Here is a 1,656-nt window from a genome sequence, read left to right as displayed (position 1 = left end):
TAACTTTCCCTACACATTTGGTTTGTTTCATAATGTTTAGTTTTCAAAGGGCTTGTCTCCTTGCGGCGACTTGTATATATTACCAACATCCTCTTTTTTTGTCAACTGCTTTTTTTACTTTTTTTTACTTTTTTTCTGAAAAGTTTTAAAATCGTTGATACAGAGCCGTTTTTACTATATAAATACCCTTTTTCTTTTTCGGTTTCACTGTGTTTTGTAAAGTTTCAGAAACGAACTATTTTTAATAGTAATTAAAAATAGTTCGTAAACATATTTATACTTCTTTATTTTTACGCTTTGAACGTGTATTCTTTTTATTTTCTCTGTACTCTCTTACCTCTAAAATTTTCTTTAAATAAATATTTGCATCAGACATATCATGCTCATTAATATGATTTAACTTTCTTTCTAAAAATAATTCTTCTTGCTCTATTACTTTTATTTCTAAACCTGTTAACTCTTTACACAATTGATTTATCACTTGTCTTTGAAAAGATAAAATGTGAAGAATACGCTCAAGTTGAATTTCTAATCCCTTTATACTCATATCCAAAAGTAACTTAGCACCATTTTCAAATTCTATCCACACGTGCTTACTTGATTCTTGTATACCATACTTCGTAATAAAATGTGCTGCAACCCAATCTCCAGACTTTCTCATTGACCCATTTACAGGTAAATACGCTTTTCCACCATAGACATAAGGTAATTTATACATCTTTTTATGAAATAATAATTCCGTGCATTCATTCAAGGGCTCTTGATTAATGCCTATTTTTTTAAATAGTCTATTTAATAAAACATTTGTACTCTCCTTACTTAATGAGTTTGCGTTATACATATTTAACAACAAACTTTTATACGGTTCATATTGCCTAGGCAAATGAATAATAGCATACGTATCTTCCATAATATTTGCTTTCTTTAATCTTTGAGCCGTATCTACTATTCTACTTTCACACAGAGAATCACTAATATCATAAACAATATTGTCTTCTTGTAAACCTTTAATATACTTGACATTGCTTCCCTGTTCATCAAGTTCATTTAGCAACTTAATTATCTTTCTAATATCCATATTGCACCCCTCATTTTTTTCTATGCTCTAGTTTCGTTGTTCTTTGTTTGCAATAAAGTCATTCTCATATAGTACAATATACAACTTTTATTTATAATATACGACTTTTTTTGCTTTTTTTCACAAAAAAACAACTAATTTTGATATTTTTTTGATAAAAACAACTGATTTCAACTTAGATTTCAACAAAAAACCAAAAATAATGCTTTTTTACAATGATTTTCAAATCTATTCAGGAACTATCACAAATATCTATCAATACCTTTATTAAGATAAAAAAATTCTACATATAAACGTAACAATCTTTTCTTTTTTCTCATTGTCATAGTATATTTTTTAGGCTCTTCGTCAAATTATGTTGGTAAGTAAAAATTCCAGCAAATATTAAGTTGTTTTTTCTTAATAGGGCTAATTGTTTCTTTTCGAATCGGTATGCAGTTGTCAAGGTTTATAGCGTGAGCGTGCCTTGACAATAAGCATACCGATTTGATAGACTTTTCGGCCCATATTAAGATTGTTTAAATAATTTTTCTTGCACTAAAAATACTCGAGTTCGTAAATATGTAAAATATTTAAAC

General features: G+C 27.9%; 1 protein-coding gene. It reads right to left on the bottom strand.

The genetic code is table 11. The features are described from left to right. Window positions 1–274: 274 nt before the first annotated feature. Window positions 275–1,078 (bottom strand): hypothetical protein, encoded by an 804-nt coding sequence (locus E4T68_RS08770; protein WP_135126025.1) that lies wholly within the window; start codon window positions 1,076–1,078, stop codon window positions 275–277. Window positions 1,079–1,656 lie beyond the last annotated feature (578 nt).

Source organism: Granulicatella sp. WM01, from assembly GCF_004570605.1.
In the GTDB taxonomy this organism is placed as follows: domain Bacteria; phylum Bacillota; class Bacilli; order Lactobacillales; family Aerococcaceae; genus WM01.
This window is presented reverse-complemented; position numbering and strand designations above follow the sequence as displayed.